Genomic DNA, 14,152 nt, shown 5'->3' on the forward strand with positions numbered 1-14,152 from the left:
GCGTCGGACAGGGCACGGTTGGGCTTGCCGGTGCCGGTGCCGGTGACGCCGAGGACCGGGCCGGACTGGGGGTGGGCGTGGACTACTGCGCTCATTATTCGACGCTCGACTTTCGGATCTGGCGGTACAGGATGACCGACACCACCACGAGGGTGATGGTCATGAGGAAGGCGATCGCGACGCCCGGTCCGGTCTGGAAGTCCTGGAAGACGGTCCGGTAGGCCAGCACCACGAGGGAGGTGGTGGCGTCCACGGGGCCGCCGCCGGTGAGCAGGTAGATGGTGGGGAAGTCGTTCACACAGAAGATCGTCATGAGGATCCAGCTGATGTAGGTGGACCGGGCGATCAGCGGCAGCGTGATCTGGCTGAACTGCTGCCAGCGGCTCGCGCCGTCCATACTGGCGGCTTCATAGACCGTGGTGTCCACCGAGGCCAGGGCCGCCGAGGTCATCATCATCATGAACGGGAAGCTGATCCACACCTTGAACACCATGACGGTGATGGCCGCGAGGGTCGGGTCCGCCAGGAAGAGCGGCGTGCCCAGGCCGAGGTTCCGGAAGATGCTCGGGACGAGGCTGTCCGGGGTCCCCAGCAGCCAGTTCCAGGCGGTGGAGGACACCACGATCGGGACCACCCAGGGCAGCAGCAGGAGGACTTTGAAGACTCCGCCGGCCGGAATCTTGGTGCGCAGCAGCAGGGCCAGGCCGAGCCCCATGAGCCAGGACCCGAAGACACCCACGATCGTGAACAGCAGCGTGAAGCGGGCTGCCTTCCAGAAGGCGTCGGAGGCCAGGACGTTGGCGAAGTTCTCGAGGCCGACGAACTCGCCGGTGTCGATCAGCGAGCCGTTATGGGTGGCCTGGACGCCGGCGTAGGCGAGCGGGTAGCCGTGGATCAGAACCAGCAGGACGACGGAGGGCAGCAGGAGCCAGAAGAACGTCTTGCGGGTCTGCGAGCTGAGTTTGCTCTTGCGGTTGGCAGGTTTGGCAGGCTTGCCCGACCCGCCGGGGGCAACGCCCCGGCGGGCCCGGCTCAGGCCGGTCTGGGCTGTGGTCAGTGCCATCGAAAGGTCCGCTTACTTCTTCAGGACGGATTGCAGTCCGGACTGGAAGGCCTGCAGCGCGGACTTGGCGTCGGTCTTGCCCGTGAGAACGGTCTGCGTGAACTGGTTGAGGGCCTGGCCGCCGTCGAGCACGGCAAGGTTGGCGTTGAGCGAGTTGCCCTGGGCCGCGAAGGTCTTGGCGATGGGCTGCCATTCCTTGACGATCTTGACGTTGTTGGGGTCGCTGCTGAACTCGGGGAGTTCGGTGATGGACTTGAAGACCGGCAGCGCGTTCATGAGTTTCTGCTGCCACAGCTGCTTCAGTTGCCCCATGTAGGCAACCAGGAAGGCCTCGGACGACGCCTGCGACGGCGTGTTTGTGTACATCATGATGTTGTTCGGGAAGACAAGGCCGGCCTTGTCCCCGTGCGGTCCGGCGATGGGGCTGGCCACGACGATGTCGCCGGAGGTGTCGCCGACACGGGCGGGGACGCCGAGGACGTACGGGCCGAAGGCCGCCTTGCTGTCCTTCCACTGGGCGTTGAGGTTGTCGGTGGTGTAGCTGACGGCGGCGGGGTCGATGATGCCGTTGGAAACCAGTTCGAGGAGGAACTCGATAGCTTCGACGTTGCGGTCGTTCATGACATCGAGCTCACCGGACGGGGTGAACACCCCGCCGCCGTTGTTGACCATCATCATGATCATCGAGTGGTTGCCGATGTTGTTGCCGGCGCCGGAACCGGTCGCGAAACCGAAGGCGCCGATGGTCTTGAGCTTCTTGCCCGCCTCAAGCAGGGAGGCCCAGTCCGTGGGGACGTCCACGCCGGCCTTCTCGAAGAGCGACTTCCGGTACCAGAACACGCGCATGTCCAGCTGCCACGGGACAGCCACGTAGCCCTTGTCCGACTTGAACGGCTCAAGCACGCCGGGGAGGAAATCATCGAACTGGCCGTTCTTCTTCAGTTCCTCCACGACCTTGTCCGCGTAAGCGATCTGCCCCTGCTGCTCAAACTGGAAGGCCTGGAAGCCGCCGCCGGTGGAGACCGCCGGTCCGGTCTTGGAGGCGATTGCCGAGGAGAACGTCTGGTAGAAGTTGTTCCACTGGATGGTCTGGTAGCTGGCCTTGAGGTTGCCCGAGGCCGGCGCGTAGCCCTCTGCGATCTTCTTGGCGGCATCGTTGTAGGCGGGGGTAGCCCACGGCATATCCCAGAACTTGATGACGCCGCTGCCGCCTGACTGGGAGGCGGAGCCGCCGCCGCACGCGGCGAGGAGAGGTGCGCTCGCCGCGGCTGCGGCGAAGCCCAGGAATCCCCGGCGGGAGAATGCGGTGGAGGTTACAGAGGACTTGATCGTCACGATGATTTCCTTTCGTGACCGGCCTGCTGTGGCGCGGGCCGGTCTTCTCGACAGTGAGTTGATGCGGAAGGTATTGCGGGCTGTGCAGTTAGGGCAGCTAGTGCAGTTATTGCGGTGAGTCGTGGAGCTGCCCGACGAGTGCGGTCAGGGCGGCGAACCGTTCTAGATCGGCTTCCGGGGCACCGGAGTCGATCGCGGCGCGGAGCCGCCTCCAGCTGTGCCGGTGGGCCGATTCGTAGATCGAGGGGAAGGTGACGGCCCCGGCGGAGGTGACCGAGCGGACCTCCGCGGGCCAGCCTGCGGAGGCGTCGGGGAGCGTGACATCCGCCCGTCCGGAGGAGGTCAGGACGGACACGGTGGCCGTCGCGGGCAGCGAGGACGTGGTGATTCCCTGCAGGGCCGCCGGCGCGCCGCCCGGGAGGCTGCCGATCACCGTGTAGCCGTTGGCGTTGCGCTGGATGACCCGCAGGCCTTCCAGCTCGACGCCGCAGGCCAGGACAACGCCAAGGTGCCGCGTGAGCAGGGCCTCCGGGTCGGTTCCGGGGGCGCCCCACGCCACGGAGTCAAGCAGCACGGCGTCGGCCAGGGCGTCGGAGATGGCGTTCCGGACCGCGGCCTCGGATTCCGCCAGGACCGGATTTCCGGCCCACGCCTGGTCGAGGACCACCGCGGAGCCCGCCTCCGCAGCTGCCGCGGCCAGCGCCGCAGGGTCTTCCGCCACGGGATCAACGACGACGACGCCGCGGACACCGCTGCGGACCGCTTCGAGGGCGCTGGCCGTCCAACCGGCGGTGCCGGCGAGTGCAACGACGTCGGGCCCGCCGCCGGCCGGGGCGAACGAAACCGGCAGGGACGCGACGACGGCGCCGACGGTTCCGGTCTGTTCGGCGTCCGGGCTGGCCTGGACCCTGAACGGCGTTGTCATGCGCTGGCCTCCTCATAGGCGGCGGCGCCAGCATCGACGCAGGCAGCGGCGGCGTCGGCGATCGCGAGGGCGAATTCCAGATCGTGGATCAGCGTCTCCGGGCGGGGCGCCGTTCCGGTGCCGCGGGCGATTTCGGCGAGTTTGCGCCATTCGCCCTCGTAGCCGTTGTGGCCGAAGGGACCCAGGACGGTGGTGCCGGCAGCGGTGCGGATCCGCGCGGTCGCCGACCCCGCGTGGACGTAGGACGGGGTGAAGTCGATGGACAGCGACGCGTCATTGCCGATCGCCTCGAAAGTCCAAGACGGTTCCCAGGTTCCGTTCATCGCGGCGCGGAGTTCGATTGCAACGTCGCCGGCCCGCAGGGAGATGACGTAGCCGAACGGCATGACGGTTTGGGCATGCAGGACCTCGACGGCCCGGAAGTCCGGGGCGAACCTGCGGACCAGGGGGAGGTCGTGGATGGCCAGGCCCATGACGCCGCCGGTCAGCATGGCTTTCACTGCGGCGGTGTCAGGTGCGGTGTCCTTGTCGGGCGCGGGCGCCGGGGGCGCCGGGGGAGTGCGGCCCACGATCTCAGTGGCAAAGTCCTCGAAACGGGGGTTGGGCGGCAGGACGATCGAGGACCTGACGGTGTGGACCTGTTCCGGCAGGTTGCCCCACGCGGCTTCGGCGGCCAGCCAGCCGGGGTCGAAGGTGTGCATGGCGCCGACGACGATCGGCACACCGGTTTCGGCTGACACGGCGGCGATGGCCGCGGCTTCCTCGCCGTTCATGGCGAAGGGCTTTTCGCACAGGACGGCTTTCTTGCCGGCGCGGCAGGCGGCGATCACCTGGACGGCGTGGAACTGGTGCGGGCTGCAGATCGCGACGATCTCGACCGCGGGGTCGGCCAGCAGTTCTTCCATGCTGGTGCTGGAGCGTGCCCCCACCCGGGCGGCCACGGATCCGGCCACCGCCGGATCGACGTCCATGATGTGGCGGACTTCCAGGATGCCGCGCAGCCTGGCGAGGGAGGGAAGGTGGATCGCCTGGGTGACGGGACCCGCTCCCAGGATCCCCACTCCCAGCGGCGCCGGCGCCGCATGTTCTTGGCTCGACAAGTTCGTTCATACCCCTTCGTAGTCCCGGAACGGTCCAGCGGCAGGCAGGCTGCCGGGCCAGTGATCTGGCTCACACCCAAAGCTAGACATACTTTTGACGAGCGTCAAGCAAAAGTTGAAAACGACGTTTCAATCTTTGTGAAGCGTGACATGCAGAAGGGCTTCGTGCTATCACTTACACATGAGTACGCCCACCGGCACCGAACCTGCAGCCACCGAGGCCGGCGGCAGCCTGTCCCGCGCCGGCGACCTCTTCCAGCTCCTGCGCGACGGCAAGGCCCGGACCCGCGCGGAACTCGCCCTGACCACCGGGCTTGCCCGCTCCACTGTGGCCTCCCGTATCGACGCGCTGATGGTCTCGGGGCTCGTCGGCCCCGCGGGTGAGGCGAGCTCCAGCGGCGGCAGGCCGCCGTCGCGCTTTGCCTTCAACCCGGCCGCCCGCGTAGTCCTGGCGGTCGACGTCGGGGCCACGCACGTGATCATCGCCGTGACGGACCTCAACGGAAAAGTGCTCGCCGAGCGCCGGCTGGCGCAGGACGTCGCCGACGGCCCGGTGGTTGTCCTGGACCGCGTGATCGAGGAGGGGCTGAAGCTGCTCGGCGAGGCGGGGCGGAGTACTTCGGACCTGGCCGGTGCCGGGATCGGGCTCCCCGGGCCCGTGGAACATGCCACCGGCATGCCGGTGAAGCCTCCGATCATGCCCGGCTGGGACGGGTTCGACGTCGTCCGTCACGTCCAGCGGTCCCTCCCGGTGCCGGTCCTGGTGGACAACGACGTGAACATTATGGCCCTGGGCGAGCGCACGGCCCACTGGCCCCAGGACGAAAACTTCCTCTTCATCAAGGTGGCCACCGGCATCGGCGCGGGCATCATCAGCAGCGGTGAACTCCAGCGCGGGGCCAACGGCACCGCCGGCGACCTCGGGCACGTGCGGGTTCCGCGCGGCGACGACGTGCTGTGCCGCTGCGGGAACTACGGCTGCCTCGAAGCCCTGGCGTCCGGTCCCGCCGTCGCACAGGCGCTCACCCAGCAGGGACTGCCGGCGCACGACGGCGGCGACGTCCTGCGCCTCGTCGCTGAGGGGAACCTCCAGGCCATCCAGGCGCTGCGGCAGGCCGGCAGGGACCTCGGCGACGTCCTCTCCACGGTGGTCAACCTGCTGAACCCCTCGGTGATCGTGATCGGCGGAAGCCTCGGCCAGGCCGGGGAGCACCTCATGGCAGGGGTCCGCGAGGTGGTCTACCGGCGCTCGCTGCCGCTGGCCACGACGCACCTGCGGATCGGCCTGTCCAAAGCCGGGGAACAGGCCGCCATCCTCGGCGCCAGCCAGATGGTCACGCAGCACGTGCTTTCGCCCGCCGTCATCGAGGCGACCCTGCAGGCTGCCGGCTAGAAGCGGCGTCGCCGGTGTGGCCGTGTCCCGGGTGGCGTCATATTCCGCGGGTGCGGGAGTGGCCCGTGATAGCAATGGGACTGATGAAACCACATTTCTGCCCGCCTGCCGGGCGACGGCCCACCTTATGAGAGACCTCGCCAAGGCACCGCGCGGCTGGCTCCTCATGCTCGCGATCGGGCTCATCGCGCTGAACATGCGCGGCCCCCTGGTGGCTGTGGCCCCGGTGGTCGCGCAGATGCAGCACGATCTCGGGTTCACTCCAGTGGAACTGGGATTCCTCACCGGGATCCCGGTCCTGTGCTTTGCCCTGGCCGCCCCGCTGGCATCGCTGGCCGGGCGCAAGCTGGGTCCCGAGTTCGCCATCACGCTGACCCTGCTGGGCGTGCTCCTGGGCGTCGTGGTGCGCTCGGCGGGCGGCGGCGCCGTCGTGATGCTGGGTACCGTGATCCTGGGCGTTTCCATCACCATCGGCAACATCGTGGTGCCGCTGATCATCCGCCGGGACTTCACTCCGGCCCGGCAGGGCGCGGCGATGGGCACCTACACTGCGGCGCTCAATATCGGCTCGTTTCTCACGTCGATGGTCTCCGCGCCGCTGGCCGAGCTGCTGGGCTGGCGTCCCGCGATTGCCGCGAGCGGACTGTTCGCGCTGGCGGCCCTCGCGGTCTGGGTGATCGCCGTCGGCCAGCGGGCGGCCTTCGTTCCTGCTGCCGTTCCCGCGTCCGACCCCGGGCGGCCGGCCGGCAAGCTCACCTCGCGGTGGATCACCGCAGCCCTGACCGTCGGGTTCGCCGGGCAGGCATTCTCCTACTACGGTGTGACCGCCTGGCTGCCCAGTCTGCTGGTGGACGAACTCGGCATGACTCCGTCGGCCGCCGGTGCGGCGTCCTCGCTTTTCCAGATCTTTGCCATTGTGGGCGGCCTCGGCGTCCCGCTGGCGGCCCGGTTCGCCAGCACGACGGCGGTGGGCCTTACCCTGGGCCTGCTGTGGCTCACGGTTCCTGTGGGCCTGCTGCTCGCGCCGGAGCTGTGGTGGCTGTGGTGTTCCCTCGGCGGTGTGGCCCAGGGCGGTGGCATCACGCTGATCTTCCTCGCCATCATCCGGCTGGCCCGGGACCAGGCGTCGGCGGCCCGGATGTCCGCCGTCGTCCAGGGGACCGGGTATTCCTTCGGCGCCGTCGCGCCGACCCTTCTGGGCTACGTCCACGGGGTCTCCGGCGCCTGGACCGGTCCGCTGCTGCTGATCCTCTGCTCCGTGACCGCGTTCATCCTGGGCACCGCACTGTCCCTGCGCCGCGTGCCGAAGCCGCACTAGGTTCCTCCCGCCCCCGCTCATTCCGGGGCCGCGCTTGCGGACGCCTGTGCGCCGAGAAATGCCCGTTCCGGCCGCCATTCGGCCCATAAGGTTTGCGCCGGGAACACAGTGAGGGCCCATGTTTTATCGAAAACATGGGCCCTCACTGTCAGTTCGACGCCGTTGTCGGGCTGCAGGGTGTTCCGTTGCTGGGCTGCCACCCGGATTTCGGGCTGCCTGTTGCGAAGGGCGGGCAGTCCAGCTGACGGAATTCTGGGGTTACGCCGGGATAAGGGCGGCCTCCTCGCGGAGCTCCGCGCCGTCGCGTCCTTCATGCAGGAAGCGGTCGTAGGCCGGCAGCGTCAGGAAGGCCGGGAACTCGTTGCTGAGCGTGACCTCCTCGAAGATGTCCCGCGAGTCGGCGAAACGGTCCCCTTCGAAGCGTTCCAGCTTGGCGAATTCCTCATCCAGCATGTCCTCCACCCACTCGCGGGTCACGACGTCGCCGTGGTCCGTGATGGCGCGGGAGAAGATCCACTGCCAGAGCTGCGAGCGGGAGATCTCCGCGGTGGCGGCGTCCTCCATCAGGTTGTGGATGGCCACGGCGCCGTTGCCGCGCAGCCAGGACTCGATGTACCGGATGCCGACTTCGATGTTGTTCCGGATGCCCTGTTCGGTGATGGTTCCGGTGGTCGAGGAGATGTCCAAGAGGGCGCGGTCGTCCGGGGTGACGTCCTCCCGGAGGCGGTCCAGCTGGTTCGGACGGTCGCCGAGCACGCCGTCGAACACCTCGCGGCAGACCGGCACCAGGTCCGGGTGCGCCACCCAGGAGCCGTCGAAGCCGTCGCCGGCCTCGCGGGTCTTGTCGGCGCGGACCTTTTCGAAGGCGATCGCGTTGGCTGCGGCGTCCTTGCGGTTGGGGACGGCCGCGGCCATGCCGCCGATCGCCATGGCGCCGCGCTTGTGGCAGGCCCGGACGAGCTGTTCGGTGTAGGCGCGCATGAACGGCTGGGTCATGGTGACCTGGCCGCGGTCCGGGAGCACGAAGCGCGGTCCGCGGGTGCGGAAGTTCTTGATCAGGGAGAAGATGTAGTCCCAGCGGCCGGCGTTCAGGCCCGCGGCGTGGTCGCGCAGTTCGTAGAGGATTTCCTCCATCTCGAACGCGGCGGTGATGGTCTCGATCAGCACGGTGGCGCGGATGGTGCCCTGCGGGATGCCGAGCAGGTCCTGGGCCAGGATGAAGATGTCGTTCCACACCCGGGCCTCGAGGTGGTTCTCGATCTTGGGCAGGTAGAAGTACGGGCCCTTGCCCTGGGCGATCAGGCGGCGGGCGTTGTGGAAGAAGTACAGGCCGAAGTCCACGATTCCGCCGGCGATCGGGGTCCCGTCGATGAGCATGTGCTTTTCGGGCAGGTGCCAGCCGCGGGGGCGGACCACGATCGTGGGCAGTTCCCCGGCTGGGCGCAGCTTGTATTCCTTGCCTTCGGGGGAGGTGAAGTCGATCCGGCGTTCCAGGGCGTCTGTGAGGTTGAGCTGGCCCTGGATCACGTTGCGCCAGGACGGGGTGGAGGAGTCCTCCATGTCCGCGAGCCACACCTTGGCGCCGGAGTTCAGCGCGTTGATGGTCATCTTCTTGTCCACCGGCCCGGTGATTTCCACGCGGCGGTCCTCCAGGCCTGGGGCCGGGGGAGCGACGCGCCAGTTCGGGTCGTTGCGCACGGACTCGGTCTCGCGCAGGAACCGCGGGTCGTGGCCCTTGGAGATCTGCTGGCGGCGTTCACGCCGTGCCTGCAACAGCTCCTGCCGGCGCCCGGCCGTGGCCTTGTGCAGCTTGGCCACAAACGCCAGCGCATCCGGTGTGAGGACCTCGCTCTGCCGGCAAATAGGCTGCGCAGTCAGCGTGATCCCGTTGATAGTGAAGTTGTCAGTGAAGCTGTTCATTGGAGTTCTCCTTGAATATCCCCCGATGCCCTATCACTTGTGGTCCCTAAGGGCGTCCGATAAGGACCACAAGTGATAGGGCAACGGGCGGGGAAGTTTAGTGGAACTGGCCTTCTTCGGTGGATCCCACCAGGGCCAGGGTGGATGCGTTCGGGTTGAGCGCGGTGGCGATGTCGTCGAAGTAGCCGGTGCCGACTTCGCGCTGGTGCTTCGTTGCGGTGTAGCCGCGGGACTCGGAGGCGAATTCCTTCTCCTGCAGCTCGACGTAGGCGCTCATGCCTTCCCGGGCGTAGCCGTGGGCGAGGTCGAACATCGAGTAGTTCAGAGCGTGGAAGCCGGCCAGGGTGATGAACTGGAAGGTGAAGCCCATGGCGCCGAGTTCACGCTGGAACTTCGCGATCGTGGCGTCGTCGAGGTGCTTGCGCCAGTTGAACGACGGCGAGCAGTTGTAGGAGAGCATCTGGTCCGGGAACTCGGCCTTGACGGACTCGGCGAACTTGCGGGCCAGCTCCAGGTCCGGGGTGCCCGTTTCCATCCAGATGAGGTCGGAGTACGGGGCGTAGGCCTTGGCGCGGGCGATGCACGGTTCGATCCCGTTGCGGACCTTGTAGAAGCCCTCCGGGGTGCGGACCGGCTGTCCGCCTTCGCGGAGGATGAATTCCTGGTCGCGCTCGTCGACGTCGGAGGTGATCAGGGTGGCTGCCTCGGCGTCGGTACGGGCGATGATGACCGACGGCGTGCCGGCGACGTCGGCGGCGAGGCGGGCGGCGTTCAGGGTGCGGACGTGCTGCTGGGTGGGGATCAGGACCTTGCCGCCGAGGTGGCCGCACTTCTTCTCCGAGGCGAGCTGGTCTTCCCAGTGAACGCCCGCGGCGCCGGCCTGGATCATGGACTTCATGAGCTCGTAGGCGTTCAGCGGGCCGCCGAAGCCGGCCTCGGCGTCGGCCACGATCGGGACCATCCAGTCTTCGACGGTCTGGATGCCCTCGGAGAACTCGATCTGGTCGGCGCGGAGCAGGGCGTTGTTGATGCGGCGGACCACGGTGGGGACCGAGTTGGCGGGGTACAGCGACTGGTCCGGGTAGGTGTGGCCGGAGTTGTTGGCGTCGGCGGCGACCTGCCAGCCGGAGAGGTAGATGGCACGGAGCCCGGCCTTGACCTGCTGCACGGCCTGGTTGCCGGTCAGGGCGCCCAGGGCGTTGGTGTACTTGCCGGTGCTGTGCTCCTCGGTGAGCTGCTTCCACAGTTTCTCCGAACCGCGGCGGGCCAGCGTGTGTTCTTCGGAGACACGGCCGCGGAGGCGGACGACATCCGTTGCCTTGAAGTCACGGGTCACACCTTCCCAGCGCGGGTTGGCGGCCCACTCGAGCTCCAGTGCGGCGGCCTGCTCTGTTGTGTCCTGGCCGGACGGCTGCTGGGTGGGCTCAAATGCTGCAGTCATCTTTGTCTCCTTGATGGGGGTCCGGGACCGGCCAGTCTGCGACTCTGCAGATCCTGGCCGGTTGTTTCCGGATAGTGAATCTTTCCGTGAGATCTACTTTTCTTCACTTTCCAAGGGGTTTCTAGACCAAAGCTATGGAAAGAAATGCACTTCTTCGCATATCCTCAATAAATGCACCCCGCCAGCTGGAACCGCCAAGCTTCGTCCCTGCCATCGCCCGCCACCCCGGAGGTGGACGTCATCAGCATGGGCCGCCGTGTCCGTCATCTGCGCAAGGCCGCCGGACTCACGCTCGATGACCTGAGCGCCGCCGTCGGGACCGCCCCCAGCCAGCTGAGCCTGATCGAAAACGGCAAGCGCGAGCCGAAGCTTGGCCTGCTTCAGCAGCTCGCGGGGGCCCTCGGGGTCAGCATTGACGAACTGCTCGGGGCCGAGCCGCCCAACCGCCGCGCGGCGCTGGAGATCGAGCTGGAACGCTACCAGCGCAGCCCCATCTACGAGTCCCTCAAGCTGCCGAAAATCCGCATTAGCTCGCGGCTTCCGATGGACGTACTGGAGTCCATGGTGGGCCTGCAGCACGAGCTCGAGCGACGGCTCAACGAGCAGGTGGCGACGCCGGAGGAGGCCCGCCGCGCCAACGGTGAACTGCGGGCCATGATGCGGGAGCGGAACAACTACTTCCCGGAGTATGAGGCCGAGGCACAGAAGGTCCTGGCCTCGGTGGGCCACACGAGTGGTCCGCTGTCCCACCATGTCATTGCGGACATCGCCGGGCACCTCGGTTTCAGCCTCCACCACGTGGGGGATCTGCCGCATTCCACCCGCTCGGTGACGGATCTTAAGAACCGCAGAATTTACCTCACGCAGAACGCTCGGAGCGACCACGACCCCCGGTCGGTGCTGTTGCAGGCCCTGGGCCACTACGTCCTGGGCCATCAGACGCCGTCGAACTACGGGGACTTCCTCATGCAGCGCGTTGCCACAAACTACTTCGCCGCCGCGCTCCTACTGCCGGAGCAGGCGACCGTGGAGTTCCTGCAGCGGGCCAAGCAGGCCAAGGAAATCGCCGTCGAGGACATCCGCGACGCCTTCGCCGTGTCCTACGAGACGGCCGCCCACCGGTTCACCAACCTCGCCACCCAGCACCTGGACCTCCGCACGCACTTCCAGAAGACCCACAAGAGCGGCATCATCTACAAGGCCTACGAGAACGACGGCGTCACGTTCCCGCAGGACCACACCGGCGCCATTGAGGGCCAGCCGTCCTGCAAGAACTGGACCTCCCGGGTGGTGTTCGATGTCCCGGACAAGTTCAGCGCGTACAACCAGTACACCGATACCCCGGCCGGGACCTTCTGGTGCACGGCCCGCACCGAACGCTCCGCCAACGGGGAGTTCTCGCTCTCCGTGGGTGTGCCGTATGCGCACGTGAAGTGGTTCCGCGGCCGCGACACCACGGAGCGGTCCAAATCCACGTGCCCGGACGAAAGCTGCTGCCGCCGGCCGCCGGCATCGCTGACCAACGAATGGGCCGGCAACGCCTGGCCCTCGGCGCGGGCCCACTCGCACCTGCTGGCCGCCATGCCGCCGGGCGCCTTCCCGGGCGTGGACGAGACTGAGGTCTATTCCTTCCTGCAGGCCCACTCCGGAAGCTGATCCTCCCTCACGTCCTGCGGGATTCTCCGGGCCTTCCCTCAGAACCTGTCCGCTTGCTGCCCGTCGCTCCCGCACATCAGGTGAGTGAGCGTCCGGCGATTTGTTGCGGAAGGTGAGGGAGCGTCCCCTTGGGCGTGGCTGTCAGCAGGGCGGACTATATTGGCCTGTGTCAGCTCATCGACCCACCTCGCGGGAGCGTGCACCCATGGCCAAGGAACTTGCCACCCAGCTCATCGAACAACTCCAGGCTGCCGGCGTGCAGCGGATCTACGGGATCGTGGGGGACAGCCTCAACCCGCTCGTCGATGCCGTCCGCAAGACCGGGGGCTCGCAGCAGGGCGGCATTGACTGGATCCATGTCCGGCATGAAGAGGCAGCCGCCTTCGCCGCGGCGGCGGAAGCCCAGCTGACCGGCCGCCTCGCGGTCTGCGCCGGCTCCTGCGGGCCCGGCAATCTGCACCTGATCAACGGGTTGTACGACGCCAACCGTTCCGGGGCGCCGGTGCTGGCCATTGCCTCGCACATCCCGAGCAAGCAGATCGGCAGCAGTTTCTTCCAGGAAACCCACCCGGACCGGCTCTTCAACGAATGCTCGGTCTACTCCGAACTGATCAGCACTGCGGAGCAGGCGCCCCGGGTCATGCACAGCGCCATCCAGCACGCCGTCGGGCTCCGGGGCGTCGCCGTCGTGACCCTTCCCGGTGATATCGCCGGCCTGGAGGCGACGGCTCCGACCCCGGCCCCGGCCGCATTCCGGCCGGCGACGCTGACGCCGGACCCCGCCAGTGTTCAAGAGCTGGCAGACGCCATCAACGCGGCGGACAAGGTGGCCATCTTTGCCGGGGCCGGCGTCGAGGGCGCGCACGATGAGGTGGTTGCGCTTGCCGGACTGATCGCGGCGCCGATTGGCCACTCGCTCCGCGGCAAGGACTTCATGCAGTACGACAACGCGTATGACATCGGCATGACGGGGCTGCTGGGCTACGGCGCTGCGGCCGAGGGCATCGAGGACGCGGATCTGCTGATCCTGCTGGGCACCGACTTCCCTTATGACCAGTTCCTGCCGGCAACCCGGACGGCGCAGGTGGACCGGGCCGCCCACAAACTGGGGCGGCGGACCGACGTCGACGTCGCCGTCCATGGCGACGTCCTCCCCACGCTCGCGGCCCTGATGCCGTTGATCAAGGCCAAGAAGAGCCGCCGCTTCCTCGATGCGATGCTCAAGAAGCACGACCGTCTCATGAACAAGGCCGTGGGCGCATACACCCGGAACGTGGGCAAGAAACAGCCTATCCACCCGGAATATGCGGCCTCGGTGCTGGACCAGGTGGCGGCAGAGGACGCGATCTTCACGGCGGATACGGGCATGTGCAATGTTTGGACCGCGCGGTACATCAACCCGCTGGGCACCCGTCGGCTGATCGGCTCGTACCTGCACGGCTCCATGGCCAACGCGCTGCCGCACGCGATCGGCGCTCAGCTGGCCTACCCCGGCCGGCAGGTGGTCTCGGTCTCGGGGGACGGCGGCCTGTCCATGCTGCTGGGCGAGCTCATCACGATCGCCGCGCACCGGCTTCCGGTCAACGTCGTGGTCTTCAACAATTCCACCCTCGGCATGGTGAAACTCGAAATGCTGGTGGACGGGCTCCCTGACTTCGGCGTGGACGTCCCCGACGCCCACTACGCCGACGTCGCCCGGGCTTTGGGGTTCCATGCCGTGCGTGTCACGGATCCGTCCCGCATCGAGGCCGCGTACCGGGAAGCGTTTGCCCATTCCGGCCCGTCGCTCGTGGAGCTCATCACGGACCCCAAGGCGCTGTCCCTCCCGCCGAAGATCAAGGGCGCGCAGGTCCTGGGGTTCGCCACCGCCATGTCCAAGGTGGTCCTCAACCGCGGCGCCGGCGAGGCCGTCAGCATGGCCCGGAGCAACCTGCGCAACATCCCGCGGCGCTGAGGCCCTCCGAGTTCGCCGGAAACTCTCCAGCTCGCGGGAAGTTTTCG

10 protein-coding genes are annotated in these 14,152 nt (G+C 67.5%); 4 read left to right on the forward strand and 6 right to left on the reverse strand.

Annotated elements, in window-relative coordinates:
- Nucleotides 1–94 precede the first annotated feature (94 nt).
- The 4 genes from AC1DBQ_RS10065 to AC1DBQ_RS10080 all read right to left on the reverse strand — a co-directional run bounded on the left by AC1DBQ_RS10065 (nt 95) and on the right by AC1DBQ_RS10080 (nt 4,423).
- The gene (locus AC1DBQ_RS10065; protein WP_476928362.1) at nt 95–1,063 is read right to left on the reverse strand and encodes a carbohydrate ABC transporter permease; all 969 of its coding nucleotides are present in this window, start codon (nt 1,061–1,063) and stop codon (nt 95–97) included.
- Nucleotides 1,064–1,075: 12 nt separating this feature from the next.
- On the reverse strand, nt 1,076–2,398 hold the full coding sequence (locus AC1DBQ_RS10070; RefSeq protein ID WP_476928363.1) for an ABC transporter substrate-binding protein: 1,323 nt from the start codon (nt 2,396–2,398) through the stop codon (nt 1,076–1,078).
- A gap of 106 nt (nt 2,399–2,504) precedes the next feature.
- Entirely contained in the window at nt 2,505–3,323 is an 819-nt protein-coding gene (locus AC1DBQ_RS10075; RefSeq protein ID WP_476928364.1) for a hypothetical protein, read from the reverse strand.
- Entirely contained in the window at nt 3,320–4,423 is a 1,104-nt protein-coding gene (locus tag AC1DBQ_RS10080) for a Gfo/Idh/MocA family protein (protein ID WP_476928365.1), read from the reverse strand. Before AC1DBQ_RS10080 ends, AC1DBQ_RS10075 begins: the two co-directional genes overlap by 4 nt.
- A gap of 181 nt (nt 4,424–4,604) precedes the next feature.
- On the opposite strand from AC1DBQ_RS10080, the gene AC1DBQ_RS10085 reads away from it, so the two are divergent.
- Nucleotides 4,605–5,816: an ROK family transcriptional regulator gene (locus tag AC1DBQ_RS10085; protein ID WP_476928366.1), complete on the forward strand. Its 1,212-nt coding sequence runs from the start codon at nt 4,605–4,607 to the stop codon at nt 5,814–5,816.
- Between the two features lie 127 nt (nt 5,817–5,943).
- A complete protein-coding gene (locus AC1DBQ_RS10090) occupies nt 5,944–7,134 on the forward strand; it encodes an MFS transporter (protein WP_116767122.1) in 1,191 nt (396 codons plus the stop codon).
- Nucleotides 7,135–7,392: 258 nt separating this feature from the next.
- On the opposite strand, the gene aceB is transcribed toward AC1DBQ_RS10090, so the two are convergent.
- Together aceB and aceA are read right to left on the reverse strand one after the other, a co-directional pair.
- Nucleotides 7,393–9,054 (reverse strand): malate synthase A, encoded by a 1,662-nt coding sequence (gene aceB, locus AC1DBQ_RS10095; RefSeq protein WP_476928367.1) that lies wholly within the window; start codon nt 9,052–9,054, stop codon nt 7,393–7,395.
- A gap of 97 nt (nt 9,055–9,151) precedes the next feature.
- Nucleotides 9,152–10,495 (reverse strand): isocitrate lyase, encoded by a 1,344-nt coding sequence (gene aceA, locus AC1DBQ_RS10100; RefSeq protein WP_476928368.1) that lies wholly within the window; start codon nt 10,493–10,495, stop codon nt 9,152–9,154.
- Between the two features lie 171 nt (nt 10,496–10,666).
- Here aceA and AC1DBQ_RS10105 point away from each other — a divergent pair, with 171 nt between their 5' ends.
- Nucleotides 10,667–12,151: a helix-turn-helix domain-containing protein gene (locus AC1DBQ_RS10105; protein ID WP_476928369.1), complete on the forward strand. Its 1,485-nt coding sequence runs from the start codon at nt 10,667–10,669 to the stop codon at nt 12,149–12,151.
- Between the two features lie 205 nt (nt 12,152–12,356).
- The gene (locus AC1DBQ_RS10110; protein ID WP_476928370.1) at nt 12,357–14,105 is read left to right on the forward strand and encodes a pyruvate dehydrogenase; all 1,749 of its coding nucleotides are present in this window, start codon (nt 12,357–12,359) and stop codon (nt 14,103–14,105) included.
- The last annotated feature ends 47 nt before the right edge of the window (nt 14,106–14,152 follow it).

The organism is Arthrobacter sp. 10T413_2 (assembly GCF_056394205.1).